This window comes from Anaerobiospirillum succiniciproducens DSM 6400, from assembly GCF_000482845.1.
Taxonomy (GTDB): Bacteria; Pseudomonadota; Gammaproteobacteria; order Enterobacterales; family Succinivibrionaceae; genus Anaerobiospirillum; species Anaerobiospirillum succiniciproducens.
The window spans coordinates 20,450-38,636 of sequence record NZ_KI519511.1 but is presented as its reverse complement, the minus strand read 5'-3'; the positions used below and the strand labels follow the sequence as shown (position 1 = coordinate 38,636).

Sequence of the window (18,187 nt, the reverse complement as noted above, 5' to 3'; positions counted from 1 at the left end):
TGGCAAGCTGTGCATGATCTAGCGCAAGATAAATGAGGTAGCTTAGAAGATTTTCGGACTCATGCGCTGCAAACAATTGTGCTGGTGCAGTATTGAGCAAGTCATCAAGAAAATTAGCTAGGGTTTCATCACCTGCATGGAAGATAGCAAAGATCTCGTTAGCTGGCATATTAAGTCTGGAAAACTTCTCTGACAAGCCAAATGGATCTGATTCAATAAATAAGCTGTCATCTCTCAAAATTGATTTTAGAGATGTGGCTATCTCATGATTGGCAAAGCCTAATAAAGCCTTATCATACTTGATAGCTTTGATGGTTAAATACCCTGCCTGGAATAGGATCGGGATGGCATTATATTTGTTTAGAGTACTACTGATATCAAGTTTGACCTTTAATAGATTTGTTGGGACTTTCAGTAGTCGATGGTTTTGCTCATTATTGTCGTCAACATCAACACTAAGGGCTAGCGCAGGAACCCAGGCCTTGATGTAATCAATAACACTAGGATCAAGGCTCTTATATGTTTCAGGAGCGTCCGCAAAAAGCTTGTCGAGCACATCGCCAATTAGAGCTTCTGAGCATAGATTTAGGAGCTTGAAAATGAAAGTAGAGTTCGCGCCTGTATTGTGCCAGTAGTTGAGAAAACCATCTTCAGGGCTAGTCAAAAACAGTGAAACAGTAACGGGATTGAGGATCTTATTGCTGTTAACCGCTGCAGCCTGAGTTCTGCTGAAAAGATAGCCATCATAAAAATAGCTTAGTTTAGCCATTAACTCCTCATAGCTAAGGTTAAGAGCAGTTTGTGCTTTAGCAAGCTCAGGTGCAAAGTAGTGCTCAATTTCCTTTTGAGTGTATCCACAGCAGGTAGCGTAGTTGTCATCAAGTGAGATGTTAATAAACTGATTGGCACAAGCTGAGATTGAGTTCCAGTTGTATGAGGTGATACCGGTAAGAAAGACAAAACGGAAGTTTGGAATACTCTTGATTGTTGCAAGAAGAACCTCGTATTCTTTCGTGATTTCATCAAATACAGCACTATTGTCTAAATTTTCTGCCAGTGGAGTATCATACTCGTCGATAATCAATACAAGATTATCTCGAGAAAAAGGCCTATCTCCATTAACTAGCTCTGGATGCTGTGATAAAAAAGAATCGTCATTAAGTTTTGCAATAATATTCGTGATTAAGTACTTGAAAATATTAGGCAAAGAGCGATCTTGAGGCAGAGTTAGCCCAAAGTGGTAAGCATAGGTTTTCAATTCGTCAACAACGTGGAAGGCAAAATCACCTCCACTTTTGGGACTAATATTGCACCAGTTCAAATGCATAACAAAATAGCGCTTAGTGACTGGCCAATGATCATGGCAGTAGAGCCCTTCTGTGCCTACAGTGCCTTTTGAGAACAGATACTCTAATGTTAAGCACATAGTGCTCTTGCCCATGCGACGAGGTCGGGTAAGCAAGATAGAGCTGCGGCCTTTGGCTAGTTCACAAGCAAACTTAGTCTTATCAACATAAACATATTTACCTGCAATAAAGTCTTCAAACGAAGTTAAAGTACCATCAGTTATAAATCTTTGATCCATGGTCAACTCCATATTTGACATGAGGGACTAGCAGCTAACTATCATAACTCATAAGCTGATCGAAGGCGCAGCAAAGATCTTCACAGCTGCAGTTTGCACAGCAATGCGAATTGAGCTGCTGGTCATCACTCAAGATAATGGCTGATAATGAGGGGACTTTAGAGTGCGAATTGTTAGAGGTTTGATGCTTTACTAAAGCAAATACATTAAGCCACTATCCTTTGCTCTAAGGCTAGGATATGAGAGTCTTTATAGCACAAGCCTAACATGGCTATGAGGATGTTAGGCTTGCTAGACTTGTTAAGTGAGCTTGATTAGAAGGTATAGCTTAGCTTGAAGTTGATGCGGCTTGAGTCCTTGACATAGTCAATTTGATTGCCGACTACATGGCTAAAATCTAACATGGCATTAACTGAATCGCGGTTGTAGAACAATGAGATACCTGCTGATGCAGCCCTTTGAGCATCATAGTCATGGGTAAAGAGTTTAGCTGCCTCAATATGAGGGGCAATTACTAAGCCTAAAGATGCATCAGGCATATACTGCAGTGACTGGCCTACAATGATGCCGCTATCACCGCATAGATCAGATGCTTGATAGGCCAGTAAACCGTTTTCGCCACCTGCCTGCATAACCTCAGAGCCGTCGAGCATAGTATTAGCAACTTGCACATTGACGTTGGTGACGGTGCTTAAGTTGTCTGCAAGAATAAAGTTAAAGCCAACATTGCCATTGAGCTTGATAAAGTTACCTTCAATGCCGAGATCGTAATCATCATCATTTTCAATGCGACCAGCACTAAGGCGCAGTGATGATGAGACTATGGCGTTACCCACAAAGTTTTTGCTACCGGAGAACTGTACATATGCTGTATTGGAGTGTTTCTTAGTTTTCAGATCAAAGACCGAAAAGTCAGTAGACATCTTGCGGTAGATATAGCCAAATTGCATATTGGCAATGGCATTAGTATCGCGATAGAGAGGCTCTCTAACAAAGGCCTCAAAGGTCAGCTCCTCGTTCTTAGTGCCAAGCTCACGATAAATACCGCCTAAGTCAGCATGTGAGTAGCATAAGGATGCGCCAACTAAGGTTGGATGAGAGCTTACTGGAATGGTATAGCCAATGGAGTAGTCGGCCTGATCTTCATCAGTATGTGAATAAAATAGGTTTAAGCGATCGGCACTAGCAGTAGGATTATTAATCTCAAAGTTACCGCTCATGCGATAGCGACCAGAGCTTAGCGAACCAAAGTTGTCGATGGCGCTAGTAAAGTAGGCGCGATCGGTGCCATTAATGGCCATCAAATCGAGATTGTTAACTACATTATCAGGAGTAACAGCATCAAATTGACCCTGCAGATTAAAGGTGCCTAAGTCATTGAGCATGAGCATTTGCTCATAGAAGTCGTGATAGTTTAGATGCTTGCCTTCATAGTCCTTAAGCGAGCTTAATAAATACTCAATATAGCCATCTCTTACTTGGGAGTTGTTCTCGATATGTACCTTGTTAAGCTCGGTGGCCTTGATACCGATTTTGAAGACTACATTATCAAGATCAATCTCTTGCTGAGGCATATAAGTCTCGCAGTTTAAGTAGCCGAGATCTTGGTAAAAATCCTTAATGTTATTGCCCATATCCTGCAAAAGATCGCTGCTTACCTTGCGGCCAATTAAAGCATCAAGCATGGTCTTGAGCTTAGCCTTAGTAACAGCATCCTCAATCTCAGGAGCCTCAACAATCTCAATACCTGCAAGGGCGATATCACCTGCTGAAGCCATCTTGTTTGGCTGAGCATTGGTATTGTATCTGGTGGTCTTAACTGTTGAGATGAGTGCCTTGGTGACATTGGTACCTGGGATCTTGCTACGCTCAATACCGCCAGGAGGTGCAAAGATGGTAGTTTGTACACGCTGATCGCCTGACACATGAGTTAGTGGTGCGACCTGAGCTTGAGCACTTACGCTAGCATTAGCAAGCTTATCTTGGGCACTAACACTTGCGTGAGTGCCAAGGCGTGATCCTACACTTAATGCAGATGCTTGATTAGCCACTGCAGATAATTGAGCCTTAGTGATGCCGGCGTTAGCAGCTGCTTTGCTATCAGCTGCTTTGCTCTTGCCAAATGGTGGATAGATAACGGTGCTGACGCGATTGCCCTTAACTGTAGTATGAATACCACCATGAGATGCAGCAGCTGCAGCCTGCTTCAGAGCGCTAACAGTATACTCAGGGCTAGCACCTAAGTTTTGAGCATACATACTAGAGCTATCTTTGCTTACTACCTGGCCATTGATGCTAGCCACACTTTCAGACTGTACCGATGGTGCAATCAAGCCATGGTCATCAGTATTGTCAGCGCTAGTCACTACAGTAGCTGCAATGGTTACATCCTCATCACCATGCTTTGTCTCTTGCATAGCAGCACTACTTACAGAAGCGATAGCAACAGTATTGCCCTGAGCCATAGCACCATTAGCAGCACTATCACTAGCATGGGTATTTGTAGCGATGGCAGATGCATATGCTCCATCACGACCCAAGCTATGAGACTTGGCTGCAAAAGCCTGATGCTCTTGCTCAGCTGAGGCTAGAGATTGTCCTTCTGCAGTAGAGTTAGACTCATTAATTGCGCGCACGTTCGAAGCTGCAAGCGCTGTGTGCTGCTCATTAGCTACGCTTGCTGCATTATGGAAATCAGCATCATGGTCTTGAGCATCATTGTTCTGAGCAAAGCTATGAGCCTGGACTGATTGATCTGTACCATGATAGAGCACTGATTTGGCGACGCTATGATCTTGCACTGTTGGGGCGGTGCCATGAGCTTGCTCAACTGGAGCGGCGTTATGTGTCTGCTGGTAATGAGCTGTAGCTTGTGAGACTTGCTCAGCGAGGCTACTTGAGTAGTTAGACAGGCTCTGTGCTGTAGAGGCTGGAATGTAGCTGTTAGAGTGGGATTGAGCTGAAAAGCTAATTAATGAGGCAAAGGTAATAAACTTAAGAGATTGGCTCAGTAAGGTGCGGTTTAGCATTGGTGCGCCTTTTGTTGTAAAGCTGACCTAAGCATGGTCAAGCCATCGTTAAACAATAGCTTTAGATAAGGCATGAGGGGCACTTATCTAAAGCCGACAAAAGCGCGGTCGTAAGATAGCGGCCGTGATCTGATTTGTTGTCGAAGGTAAAGTGCATGCAGTTATGTGAATGAATTAGTTGTAAAAATTAAACTGCGCTGCCCATACCTTGGGTGTAATCAGCAAAACACTTGAGATCTAGGACTAGCCACATAAAAAACATGGCCACGGCCCGACCCCATGAGCAAACTAGAGCAAGTTAAACTCCTTAAGCACACGCTCTGAGAAACAAAACAACACTATGAGCAACTTAATGTCCTCACATCCGCTAGCTAAATGCACAGCTGCTCTCAAATAGCTTGGGATAAAAGGCTAGTTGTTCAAGGTTGCGCCACTAAATAGCCATATGCACTAAGCCGCGCCATCAGTTATCTCATTTGAGCTAGGCGCTAAGTAGCAGGCTATCTAATAGCTAGGTTTAAACTCATATCAACACTGCCTTACACGAGTTACGTCTAAATGTGTAAGTCTTGCTGTGTTGCGACGGTGATAATGTATTACTTCGACAAATCAGCTGTTGAGATTGCGTTCGCAGAATCAATTTTGCACACTAAGTTTTTTTACACTGCACTCAACAAATCCCATAAATAAGCCATTTAAATTTTTAAGATCGATGGCAAATAGAGTATCAATAGCCCTCAAAACCGCCAAAAGTGTGAACTTACGCAAGTTAGATAACACGTCTCTAATGATTAAACCGTGTTATGTATCACAAGTACTTCAAAATCTTAACACGCATAAAAGACGATAAATAAGCCGTTTATAGCCGCTGCCGTGCAAAAATCTCTCATGCGCTTAAAAACTTAACCTAAGCTAGACCGCCGCAAGAGCATCAAAAGTAAGGATAGTAATTATTCGTATGCAGTTGTGACCACCAAAAATTGCACCTCAGCTGCGTTGTCTAACAGCTGTAGTTGAGTGGCTAGCAGAGGTGTTTGAGGCTTCAGAGTTGCAAAAACGTTGAGGTCGGGAGTGTCGGTCTGCGGGGTACTTTCGTAGCTGCTGCTATTAGGCATGAGAACTTCAAGCAGTGGGGTAGGTAGGATTAGTCATTCGATGAGGTTAGTTGCAAAGGGTATTAACTCCGAAGACGAAGTATTGCAACCAGTTTTAAGGAGAGAATTAGTAATTTGCAAGACTGCTTCCACATTCAAGTATTTTCTCGCAAAGTGCCGTCAGTACTGGCTTTATCCTAGTATAATTATCTTACTCAATCATTTTTGGTTATTGGATGGAGCTTGTAATGTCTGAACAGATCCAAGAGTCTCAAAGAGACAGTAACGGCGTGTTTAACGTCGTGGATAATGCCACTGCTTTCAATGAGCTGTTAAAAGCTATTGAAGCAAGCAACTTTTCCCAAAGAGACAAGGGTACTGACTTTGAGAGGCTCTCATTAGACTTCCTCACTAATGAGCCAACCTACAAGGATCAGTTCACTAAGGTTCAGATGTACTCTGACTGGGCCAAAGAGCATAAAGATATTGAGTCTGATGCTAGAGATATCGGCGTAGATTTAGTCGGTACTAATGTCATGACTGACGATGATAAAGAGCAAACTTATACTGCTATTCAGTGTAAGTTTTATGCTGCAGATAGAGTTGTATCTAAGAAAGACATCAACTCATTCATTGCAGCCTCTGGCAAGAGTTACTATTCTAAACGTATGATTATCGCCACCAACAATAAATGGGGGCCTAATGTAATAAAAACGTTTGAAAATCAAAATATTCCAACAACCATCATTACGCGTGAGAAGCTGGCTAACTCATCTATTGATTGGTCTAGCTACCTTAAGAGCCAAGGCAAGGTTGAGGTCATCAAACGTACTTTAAGAGACTATCAAAAAGAAGCGCTCGAGAACGTAATTGAAGGCTTTAAGACCCATGATAGAGGCAAGCTTATCATGGCTTGCGGTACTGGCAAGACCTTCACTTCTTTACGTACTGCTGAGGCACAAGTAGGCCAGCATGGTCTGGTGCTTTTCTTAGTTCCATCTTTATCCCTCCTTAGCCAGACTTTATCTGACTGGAAGCAGCAAGCTATTCATCCAATAACTGCATTTGCTGTTTGTTCAGACTCAAAAATTGGTAAGAGTGACGAGCTCTTAACCGCAAGTGAACTGGCCTATCCAGCCACAACTGATGCCACTAATCTAGCCAAGCAAGTTAACCAGGCACTTGTTAATAGTAAACAGAGCCCTGATGGCGGTATGACTGTGGTATTTAGTACTTATCAGTCAATTGATGTTATTGCTGTTGCTCAAAATGGAGATCAGGCCAAGGGTGCTTGCGTCGAGAACCCAATGCCAGAGTTTGATCTCATCATTTGTGATGAGGCACACCGTACTGCAGGTGCATATGTGCTTAAAAAAGCATCCAATACTAACGGTACCAATGCTCCAGATTCTGAGAAATCTAACAATCCTGGAAAAAATAGAACAGCATCAATCAAGGTTATTGATGATGAAGAGGCTGCCTTTACACGTATCCACAATAATGATTATGTGAAAGGTAAAAAGCGTCTTTACATGACAGCCACTCCAAAGGTCTATGGTATTGCAGCTCGAGAGCAAGAGAACAACAAAGAAGCTGTTCTTTACTCCATGGATGATGTATATGTCTTTGGTCCAGTATTCCACACTATGAACTTTGAAAAGGCAGTAAAGATGGGCTGCCTTGTAGATTACAAAGTAATTATCTTAGTGGGCGATGCCAATACATTCCGCACTGCAGAAGATGCTGATGAGTTCTCTGATAACCATGCCTCGCGTGCTGTTGGAGCTTGGAAAGCGCTTAACAAATACGGTATCAGTGATGAACTTGGCGATGATGTAGCCCATATGCGTAGAGCGGTTGGATTTGCGCAACAAATTAATCACGATGCAAAGCGTAAAAAGACATCTTCAAAAGACTTTGCTGAGCAGTTCCAAAAAGTTGTTACTGATTATCGCAAATATGTTTTGTCTCGCTCAGCTAAGTTTAAGAATTTAACTGACGAGCAAGTGCAGTCTTTGCAAGATGACAATGCTTATAATGAATACTGCTTTGTTAGAGACCATGATTTATATTGCTCAACTAAGCATATCGATGGCTCTATGGACGCACTTACAAAAGCTGAATTGCTCAGTTGGCTGCGCGAAGAACCTCAGGATAATGAATGTAAACTCCTCTTTAACGTGCGCTGTTTAAGTGAGGGTGTAGACGTACCTTCATTAGATGCCGTTATCTTCCTTGCTCCACGTAAGAGTCAAGTAGATGTTGTACAGACAGTAGGCCGTGTTATGCGTATTGCCCCGGGCAAGAAGCGTGGCTATGTGATTATTCCTATTGTTGCTGACGACATTGAGAATCCTGAAAAGACCTTAGATCGCTCAGAAGAATTTAAGGTAGTATGGCAAGTACTTAATGCTCTTAAATCTATCAATCCAAGTCATGAACTTGTTGACGGTCGTCTCGATAGAATTGATGACAGAATCGAAGTTATTAGCGTCGTAAATGGAAAGATTAATAAGAGCTCATCTGGCGGTGGCGGTGGCGGTGGCGGCGGTGCCGGCGGAGAAGGTCAAGGAACCCTATTAGATGATTTAGACCAAGATGTAATAAGAGTTGAGCAAGCTATTAAGTCTGCTATTATCAAAAAGCTAGGTAATAAGAAAAATTGGGAAGACTGGGCTAAGGATGTTGCTTTAATCTGCTCTAATCAAGCAAAGAACATCAAGCGCGTACTTGAGGACACTGAACATCCTGAAGCAAAGAAGCACTTCGATGATTTCAAAAATCAGATGTCTGCAGCTATCAATGGTCATATCACTAAGGATGGCATAGCTGATGATGAGACCGCTACCTTAAGTGATGACGAGTTTATCGATATGCTGGCTCAGCATATTGTGATTAAGCCTGTTCTTGATGAGCTGTTTAAAGAGCATCCATTTACTGAGAAGAATGCTATTGCATCTTCACTTACTCAGATGCTTCAGACTCTGCAGAGCTCAGGTATGCAGGTCGCTACTAATGACTTGAAAAACTTCTACGAAAGCGTGGGCTATCGTATGAAGAACGTTAAGTCTTTAGCTGATCGTCAGGCTGTGATCGTTGATCTTTTTGACCGCTTCTTTAAGGTGGCATTCCCTAAGCAGCAAGAAAAGCTTGGTATTGTCTATACTCCAATTGAAGTGGTTGATTTCATTAACCATTCAGTTAACGATATCCTCAAAAAGGAGTTCAATACCAGCTTAGGCGATCAGGGTGTGCATATTCTTGATCCATTCACTGGTACTGGTACTTTCATAACCCGCATGATGTTAGATGAGACCATCATCCCTCGTGCATCATTGCCATATAAGTACCGTAATGAGCTGCATGCATTTGAGTTAGTGCCGCTGTCATACTACGTTGCGTCCATTAATATCGAATCTGTATATGACGAACTCAAGCCAAACAGTGATGAGGAGTACGAGGCTAATAACGTCACCGTACTCACAGATACCTTTGCTACTCATGATGCTGATGTGCTGCCGTTGATGACTTCCAACATTCAGCGTAATGCTTCATTACGTCAAAAGGTGGATAAGCTGCCATTGAGAGTTATCATTGGTAATCCGCCATACTCAGCTGGACAGTCCAGCGGTAATGACAATAACCAAAATGAGCATTACCCAGAGCTCGAAAGCCGTTTAGAAGAAACCTACGTTCAACGAGCAGGAAAAATTACTCTCAAGAACAGTCTGTATGATTCTTACGTCAAGGCATTTAGATGGGCCTCAGACAAGATTGGTGAAAGTGGTATAGTTGCTTTTGTATCTAATGCTGGCTGGCTTGATTCTGCGGCAGCAAACGGCATGCGTAAGTGCTTTGCAGACGAGTTCAACTCAATCTATGTTTACCACCTGAAAGGCAATGCAAGAACCTCAGGTGAGCAGCGTCGAAAAGAGAAGGACAATGTCTTCGGAGTTGGAACAAGAACTCCTATTGCCATTACTGTCTTAGTAAAGAATCCGGCCTCATCAGAGCATGGCGTGATTAGATTTGGTTGTGTTGACGACTATCTGACTCGTGAGCAAAAGCTTGCTCAGCTTGAGCAGATGCATAGCATCTCAGGCGTTTCATTTACCGAAATTAAGCCAGATGAGCATGGAGATTGGCTAAATCTTAGACGAGATGACTTCACTAAGTTTTTGCCAGTTAAGGCAGATGTTAATGATAGTAATTGCATCTTTAATTTAATATCAAATGGAATTAAAACTAATAGAGATGCGTGGTCCTTTAATTCAAGTAAACGAACAATTGAAGATAGTTTTACTCGTTGTATTTCGTTCTATAACTATCAGGTTGAAGAGGCAATTCGTTTGGGTGACAAGTTTGAGATTAACTTTGATCCTACTAAGATGAAATGGGATAGGCCTCAGAAAGCTCATGTTTTGAAGTTCAAGAAATATTCTGAGTGCAATCCTGATTTTATAGTTACATCTGTATACAGACCTTTTGTTAAGCAGTATCTATATAATGACGGTGCATGGATTAACTGTACTTATCAGATGCCAAAGCTATTCCCTTATAACGGAGCAGAGAATCTGACAATTGGTATTTGCGGTGTCGGATCAAAAGAGTTTAGCTGTTTAATCAGTGACTGTATATCTGATGTTCAGACCAACTTTAACGGACAATGCCTCCCACGCTACGTTTATACTCAAGCTCAGAAGGGTGGTGTAATTGGGGAGTTTGCATCGTCCCAGGCGGATGAGTATGGCTATGTTCGTGAGGATGCAATTAATCCTGAGGCTGTTGAGCATTTTAGAGCCGCCTATGGCGCTTACGGTGCGTCAATTGACGCTGATGCAGTCTTCTACTACATATATGGTTTACTGCACTCAATGGATTATCGGGATACTTATGCAAACAATTTAGGAAAGGAACTACCTAGAATACCTAGAGTTGAGACTTATGCTGACTTTAAGGCTTTTGAACAAGCTGGTCGTAAGTTAGCTGAACTTCACGTCAATTACGAAAGTGTAACTCCATACAATGGATGCACTATCGAAAAGGCTGATAACGTTCACTACCGTGTAGAGAAGCTTGCTTACGGCAAAATCAAGGGCAAGACTGGTAATGCGGCCAAGGATAAGACATGCATCGTATACAATGAAACTCTGACCATCAAGAACATCCCGCTTGAGGTGCAAGAGTACATTGTAAATAAGAAGTCTGGTCTCGACTGGATCGTAGAGCGTTGCTGCGTAAAGCAGGATAAAGAGACAGGCATCGTTAATGACTACAACGATTACGCTACAGAGGTTGGAGATGAGAAGTACATCTTTAACTTAATCTTACGCGTGATTACAGTAAGTCTTGAGACAGTAAAGATCGTCAATTCTTTACCAAAGCTCAATATCCATCCACTAGATAAATAGTCGTAGTGATATTGAACACAGGGCCATGCTTAACAAGTTACGGCTCATTTAAAAAGGCAGCTGTTAGGCTGCCTTTTGTGTAAGTAGGCCGGCCATTTTCCTAGGTCAAAGTTAACCTTGTCTCAAATACTTCAAAAGGCTGTTTGGCATTGAGATGTTGAAGAGATCATAGTCAGCTCATAGGCATAGCCATGAGAAAAAGTAACAGCTGCAAGAGGCTTGCATAGTCCTTAGCGTACAATGCCTGCTTAGTTTCATAACTTGCAGGGAGCAAAGGTTGGTATGGCGTTCACTGGATTAGAACAAAGCTTGGTTGGTGGTGTTGATGAGCGTGCTTGCTCATTAGATGAAAATGCACCTTTAGCAACTGTAGATGCTGCTGATGAAGAGATGACTGAACAAGAGGCATCCTTAATCTCAAGCATCTTAGTCATTGGCAATGGCTGTCGTCTTTGTCATGAGTTGTATCGTGAGACACTGCAGGCTACTTCGATGTTAGGCATTGCTTGCTATGTTAAGCATGTAACTGACGTACAGGAAGCTAAGCAATACAACATTACCCGCAATCCAGTCTTAATGGTAAATGGAGTAGTCTTATGTGCTGCATTACGTCTACGTTCTAATGACATTGCCAAACTGATTACAGCCTTCGTAAAGCATGGCAAGACCATGTGCTAACTGATGGCGGCTGTATATTACAAGAGCTATTTGCTGATACAGTGTACTTGCTAGTTGAGGGTAGGTGTCTATGCATCAACTAGACTGCAGTGCGGATGGCAGTGAATTAGGATACGGGCATGTAGAGCTTCATAGAATCTATGAGGAGCGGGCGCTGTTAGCATGATTGTGCGTGGCTATTGCACTTTTACTCGTCGTCAAAGAGCGGTGCAGTTGGGTAATTACGCTATCAATATGCTAAGCTAGCAAACTCTCATAGCAACTTGGTCAAAGGATATAGTCATGCACAGTACTGATGATAAGCAAGCACAAGCTTCAGCTCCTGAATTAGACGCACAGAGCGTTAAAGACGAAGCAGCATCTCAGAGCGCTGTGAATGAGCAAGTATCTGAAGCCGGTAATGATGAAGATCAATTCTACTCAATCCTTAGCAAGCTCAAGGAAGCAGTGGATGCTGATCGCGACACTTTAGAGGCAGCTCTGGGTAAGCAAAGCAACGCTGCAGCCGCTGCAGCTAAAACTGGTGAGGCTGCTGATAATGAGGCTTCAGGAGCCAAGGCAAGCGACAAGAGTGTTGAGACTAATGATGCACAGGCAGCAAGTAGTGGAGATGCTAAAGCATCAGATAGTGAAGCATCATCAAAGTCTGCTCATGTAAGCACTGGGCCACTAGCAGCTGCAGCTCATGCTGATAGTGAGAGCGCTGAGCATAGTTCAGAGGACATGGAGAAGCTTAAGAGCAAGCTTAAGCACTTACATCGCTATCATACTGCTCAGCAGAAGGCTATTCGTGAGCATATTGAAGAACACTTTGGCAAAATCTATCTGCAAGTTGAGGATGTGAAGGATGATGGTTTACGCATCGATATCGACATCATCAAGGCAGAGCCAGAGCATGGTGTAGAGCATACCATTCTTGTGACCAAGGGTATGGGCGCATACCGTATGCGTCTACCTGAGGAGTTGCTGCAGTATCGTAATCTTGATGAAGTAGAGACAGAAACCAAATCTAGCGATGTAGAGAATGCAGAGGCTGCTACTCGCCACTATGAGCGTTGTGAGCTGTATATGGAACTGCCAGCATCAATGGATATTGAGTCAGAAAAAGATGAGGACAGCTGGCCAATCTCTATGCTCAATGCCTTAGCAAGACTACCGTATATCTACAATGCTTGGATTGGTCCAGGTCATATCTTTACCTTCAATGACTATCAAGCACCATGTACCAAGTTCCAAGGCGCAATGTTATTGCCATTAGCTCCGCATGAGTCAGTTGATGAAGAGGCTGGTAAGCGTGCTTTACTGTGTGAGCTGCCTGGTGATTCAGGTAAGGTCAACTTCTATCGTGTAGTGCCACTCTTTGAAGAAGAACTGCAGTATATTGAAGAGCACTCAGCTAAGACACTCATGCGCTGCATGGACAAGAGCGCATTTATTGCAGATGCTAACCGTCCATTAACCAAGCTTAGAAAGGTTAAGCCAAAGGTAAAGAATGCCGCTGATGCTTAAGTATTAGTGAGCATGAGAGGCGTTGCTACAGCTAAGCAGCATGGCCAGTACGCTGGCATAAGTAAAGCGAAAAGCATGTTGTCTCAGAGTAGGGTCTCACAGAAGCTCGGGGCACTTGTTTAAGATCCTTAGCTTAGAATGTCTTAAGGCGTATAAGCGTGTTGTGGCGATGATATAGACTGGTGCCGGTCGCGAGTTTATATGCTGAGCTAACGTCAGCGTACGAGCTTATGTGATCCCTGGTCATGGCGTGTTTATAACAAGAGGCAAGAGTTGAATTCGGCAGCTTAAAGCTGCTGGTGCTTTTGTAATTCAAATTGTTACCATGCTTCAAGTTTTCGCTAAGCTAGTTATATGTCATGCATCATAAGCGCATAAGTACGGTGTTTATTGAGTATTAGTATATAAATTATACTGGGGGGGCATGAAGTTTTGATGACACGGTCTAAACTCCCAGTATCGTCTCTATCTTGATACAGTGTTTAAGATAGCGTCTGCATCACTTAGCAGAAGGCTACTACATAGCTTCGTTTAGACTGACTTAGTAATCCCGTATAGCCAGCTATGTTGAGGAAAAACTCTCAAAGTATAAGCTGCGCGTCTATATCCATATAGCACCACCCTCATCTACTACCACGATATTAAAGCGCAAATAGCATCAATGGCTATTATGGCGCAGCATTCGTGCACTTGATTGTATGAGCTTAGGTTGGCAGGTATTACAAGTATTTATCTTAAAGTTACGTATAGTCTAGGCAGGCTAGAGTTTTAAAGCTTCAATTTGCACTTCATACATAAACTACAGATAGAGCTGATATACTGACAATCAATTAAAGATTGCAATATTTAGCTGCTACCAGGCTTTGCTATCACGAGAGATAGCAAAAAGAATCTTTATGCACGACAAGCATTAGGTAGCAGTCATCACTTCTTAGACAATCTATATTTCATTTCAAGAATGAAGCAAACAAACAATGCCATCAAGTTCCTGATGGCTCAATACCGCGCAATTTTCAAGAACGCTAACATCGCCATGGTTGCAGCTATCGCTGCTGCCGCTTTAGCAGCTGGTCAAGCTCAGGCAGGTACAATTGATAGCTGGGCCAAATTAGAAACTGTTACTGAAGCCGATACAGTCACTATTAGTGGAAGCGGTTCTGTTGCCCCGAACGATAAAGTTTTTAATATCACATTAACTCAAGCAGGTAATGTAATTAAGACTACTGATACAAGTGATGCGGCAATATTCTCTGCTAAAAGCGGCTCTATAACTGTAAAGGGTAACGGTGCTGTTTTAGATATTGGTTCAACTTCAGCTAGTGGCGCTACTGTAACTTTAGGTGCGTTTGCAGCTAAGGAAGGCACAGTGAATATCACTGGCAGCGGTGATACTACTTCAACTTTATCAGCTGGTACCATTACTTTAGGTGGCGAGTCCGGCAAAACTGCAGTTATTGATATTAAGGCTAAGGGCGTCTTAGGTGTTGCTGAAGCTACTGACAATACTGTAGCAACCACTACTTTTGATATCCTTGAAGGCGGCGAATTAAAGTTCTCAGCAGCAGGTGGTAAAGTAGGCGCAGCAGGTGAAGGCGTGAACCTGAACGGCGGTAAGATTACTGTAGACGCTGCAGCAACTGATGCCGAGATGGACTCATCATTAAAAGTAACTGCTGGCACAGTGACATTAGCCGATGCTGCAGGTTTAACTGTTAACAAGGGCCTAACTGTTTCGGGCGGTAAGGTTGCTGTAGGCTCTAGCGCTGCTGCAACCTTAACTGTTAAGGGTAATGCCTCTTTTAGCGGTGCTGATGCACTTAAGATTGGTAACGCTGCGGGTAAGTTAGTAGTTAACAATGGCGACGTAACTTTTGGTGAAGGTTCTATTGCTAAGGATAATGCGGGTATTGTTGAAGTAACTGGTATTGCAGAAAACGCTACCAAGACCATTACTGTGCAGCAAGGTGACTGGGCAAACCTGATTAAGGGCAAGATTTCAGGTAGTGGTACTAATGCCGACTCTTCAGTCTTAAAGATTGATGTTCAGAGCACTACAGATGGTAAAGAATTAGATCTTGCCAATATTATTTCACCTGCATCAGGTACTTTTGCAAATCTTGACGGCGGCGCAAAGATTGAACTTACTAATGCCAAGGCATTAATTGCAGCTGATCATGTTAAGTTTGAACAAGGTACTAAGTATGCAGCTGGTAGCGGTATTCTCGATGCCGGAACTCTTACTGTAGGTAAGAATGGTGCATTTAGTATTGATGGTGGTGTGGTAAATGTTGGCAATAGCTTAACTGTTACCGAAGCATCATCAAATGCAAATTTAAGCATCACAAAGACTGGTGTTCTTAACCTCTCAGCAAAGGGACAGTCAGGTTCTCTTTCTGCAAAAGCTGTAACTGTTGATGCTGCCAATAATGGCGATAAGGCTTTAAATATTAAGGGTACTTGGGATACTGCAGCAAACATCACTGTTACCAAGGGCGTAGTTAGTCTGAATGACGCTACTCTTAATTTAACAGGTACATTTGAAGCTAAAACTGCAACAGGTTCTGTTGTGGCTGATAACTCAACTATCAACACTGTTGGTAAAGGCGAGTTTGCTTTATCTGGCAATACCTTAACACTCCAGAACAATGCAAGACTTAAGCTTGATAAGCTTGATTTACTCAAGGATAAATCTGGCAAGTTAGTTCTTGATGAATCAAAGTTTGCTCAGGACTCAGTAATCGGTGGTGGCAACACTACAATTGCGCTCATGGATGGCAATAACAAATTATCCATGAAAGTTGAGGACTTCGAGGCATTAAAAACAGCCTTTGGCACTAAGTTTACTGGTCTGTTTGAGGTAGAGTTAAGCGATATCCTTGAAGGTGATTCAAAGCCTGCTGAAGGTATGAGCCTTGACAAGGTTGTTTCTAATGCATCTACTAATGCATATAACAACACTGGTGTAACAGTTGAAAATGGCGCAACTCCAGTTAAGGTTTCTGCCTCAGTTGGTAATGTACACGTAAAGACTGGTCATGACTTAACATTAGATGCTGGCGGTGCTTTAACTCTTAATAAGGCAAATGCCAATGACCAGTTCGTCTCTAAGAAGTCTGGCGATGGCACCACCTTATCAAATGTTACTTTCAAGTCAGAAGATAACGCTCTTGTATTAGGTGGTACTGGCGCAATCGGCGCTATTAAGACTGATTCTGGTGCTAAGGGTAGTTTGACTATTGGTTCAAATACAGCTTCCGGCACTGTAACTGTTAAGGGTGACGTAGGTGCTTCAGCTTCCGAAATCAAGACAGTTACTGTCCAGAAGGACAACAATCTTGTTGTTAATGGCTCTGTTTACACTGAGGCTTTAGGCGTTGGTGAAAAGGGTTCTATCAATGTAGGTACCAGTGGCGATATCACAACTAAATCAGCCAAGATCTCTGGTGACGTAACAGCTAACACCCTTACTATTTCTGGTGCAGGTAGCTCAACTGCTCCTCAAGCTAACTACTTCAATGGCAACTCTACTATTGATGTAAGCAAGCTTGTTCTTGGTGCTAACAATACCTTAGATATCGGTAAGGATAAGGTTGGTGAGGACGCTGGCTCATTTGCTCATGTATACGCAGATACTTTCGTATTTGAGGCCGGTTCTTCATTATTTGTAGATCCAGAGTATGGCGGCCCAGCTTCACTCTTAGCTGTTCAAAACATCACTAATGACGCATCAAAAACTGATGTTCAGACATTAGGTGGTAAGGCCTACATTGGCAAGAACGCAGCAATGGGTATTGGCTTTACCGATGCCGAGTTTGGCGATCTGATGGCCGATTACCTCACTGTAAATGGCGGCTTCAACGAGAATGGCGATGTAAAGAACGCATTAGCTCTTAATGCCCCAATTACTATCAAAGATAATAACGGTATTGTAATTAATTCTGAAGCTGACCGCACTGCTCTTAATGGTGCATTTAAGGGCAATCAGGTTACTATGGAAGGTAAGTCTGCCTTAATTCTGACCGATAAGGCTTTCGGTGAAAAGAAGGATAAAGCAGCTATTACTTTCGAATCTACTTCTTCAGGCTCGATTGCCGTAACAGGTACAGATTCAAAAGTTGTTTTAGTTGGTGACTTTGATGAGAGCGATACTGCTCTGAAGTTAGCAGTTTATAACGGTCAAACTGCAGCAACAGGTATGGATAACTTAGTTGTTGAGTACGCTGGTGGCTTACTGAAAGGCGTGTATAAAAACGGTACATTTGCACTTCAGTTCCAGCCGGACCAAGCTGATGCAATTTACGATGGTATCTCCCGTCCTGTAGCTGACGCTATCGTTGGTAAGCTCCGTGGTCAGTTCAAGGACAAGAATGCTGCTGGTTACGGCTTACTGACTAACCTGATTGCTGCTGAAAACTATAAGGCTGTTGACGCTGCTGCACACGCTGCAACCTATGCTGGTGCTCAGCAGGCTGCTGTTGCTGCAGTAACCACCATGGCTGATGCTATGTTTGGTCGTGTTGGCGCTGTTGGTGTTGAAGCTGCCTCAATTTCTGCAACCGGTTCACAGGCTAACGGTGGCGTATGGTTAACCCCAATGTACAAGTCCGTTGACTCCGACGGTTTCAATGCTGAGGGTGCTTCCTACGGTGCTGACGTTGATCTCTCTGGTGTAGCATTTGGTACTGATACTGTAAACGGCAACATGCGTTTTGGTGCTGTATTCAACATCGGTTCTGGTGACGCAGAGGGCAAGGGCAACGGTAACGGCTTAAAGGACGAGTTCGACTACTACGGCTTTGGTATCTACTCAGCAATGGGCTTTGGTAACTTTGCTTTAGTTGGCGACGCTTCTATGACCGTAATCTCTCACGAGGTTGAGGG

Annotated in this window: 6 protein-coding genes; 4 read left to right on the top strand and 2 right to left on the bottom strand. The window is 43.0% G+C overall.

The features are described from left to right. Both H524_RS15875 and H524_RS0112130 read right to left on the bottom strand, forming a co-directional pair. Window positions 1-1,585: AAA family ATPase (locus tag H524_RS15875; RefSeq protein WP_044122432.1), on the bottom strand; the 1,585-nt coding region annotated here is incomplete at its 3' end. A 314-nt stretch (window positions 1,586-1,899) separates the two neighbouring features. Then, complete coding sequence (locus H524_RS0112130) at window positions 1,900-4,614, bottom strand: ShlB/FhaC/HecB family hemolysin secretion/activation protein (protein ID WP_027940372.1); 2,715 nt, start codon at window positions 4,612-4,614, stop codon at window positions 1,900-1,902. A gap of 1,342 nt (window positions 4,615-5,956) precedes the next feature. Between H524_RS0112130 and H524_RS0112125 the strand changes: the two genes are divergently transcribed. From H524_RS0112125 to H524_RS15870, 4 genes are all read left to right on the top strand, one after another. After that, window positions 5,957-11,119 (top strand): type ISP restriction/modification enzyme, encoded by a 5,163-nt coding sequence (locus H524_RS0112125; RefSeq protein WP_084281788.1) that lies wholly within the window; start codon window positions 5,957-5,959, stop codon window positions 11,117-11,119. A 282-nt stretch (window positions 11,120-11,401) separates the two neighbouring features. After that, on the top strand, window positions 11,402-11,797 hold the full coding sequence (locus H524_RS0112120) for a thioredoxin family protein (RefSeq protein WP_027940370.1): 396 nt from the start codon (window positions 11,402-11,404) through the stop codon (window positions 11,795-11,797). Between the two features lie 282 nt (window positions 11,798-12,079). Beyond that, on the top strand, window positions 12,080-13,306 hold the full coding sequence (locus H524_RS0112115; protein ID WP_027940369.1) for a suppressor of fused domain protein: 1,227 nt from the start codon (window positions 12,080-12,082) through the stop codon (window positions 13,304-13,306). Between the two features lie 958 nt (window positions 13,307-14,264). Then, window positions 14,265-18,187 (top strand): beta strand repeat-containing protein (locus H524_RS15870; RefSeq protein ID WP_169726163.1); only part of this gene is annotated, 3,923 nt, incomplete at its 3' end.